2 protein-coding genes are annotated in these 329 nt (G+C 34.3%); both read right to left on the bottom strand.

From position 1 onward, the window contains the following. A partial coding sequence (locus L988_RS11385) for a hypothetical protein (protein ID WP_047384377.1) occupies window positions 1-183 on the bottom strand: 183 nt, incomplete at its 3' end. Further along, window positions 173-329 (bottom strand): N-6 DNA methylase (locus L988_RS14070; RefSeq protein WP_197053972.1); only part of this gene is annotated, 157 nt, incomplete at its 5' end. The genes L988_RS14070 and L988_RS11385, both read right to left, overlap by 11 nt.

Here is a 329-nt window from a genome sequence, read left to right as displayed (position 1 = left end):
GGCAAAGAACTGGTGATACTGAGCTAATATCTTTATCTTTTCATTTTTACTTTGAAGAAACAGGATATAGTCATAAGTTAGTTCTAATACTCTTTCCTTAGATAACATTCCACGAGTTAAAACTTCCATCATTAAAGAGTTTGTATCTGCTATTGTAACTCCATCAATACTTCTAAAGCTCATAAATCTCTCCCTCATTTGAAGTGTTAGATGATAATGATCCATTTGCTAGAACTATTCCAGCTGTTCCATTTGGTGATAAATGATGAGCCATATGTTGTAGCCAAGCATAGTTAGCATTTCCCTCTGGAGGTGTACCATATTTCCAT

The organism is Cetobacterium sp. ZWU0022 (assembly GCF_000800875.1).
In the GTDB taxonomy this organism is placed as follows: domain Bacteria; phylum Fusobacteriota; class Fusobacteriia; order Fusobacteriales; family Fusobacteriaceae; genus Cetobacterium_A.
The sequence above is the reverse complement of the archived record's forward strand: the minus strand, read 5'-3'. Positions and strand labels throughout refer to the sequence as shown.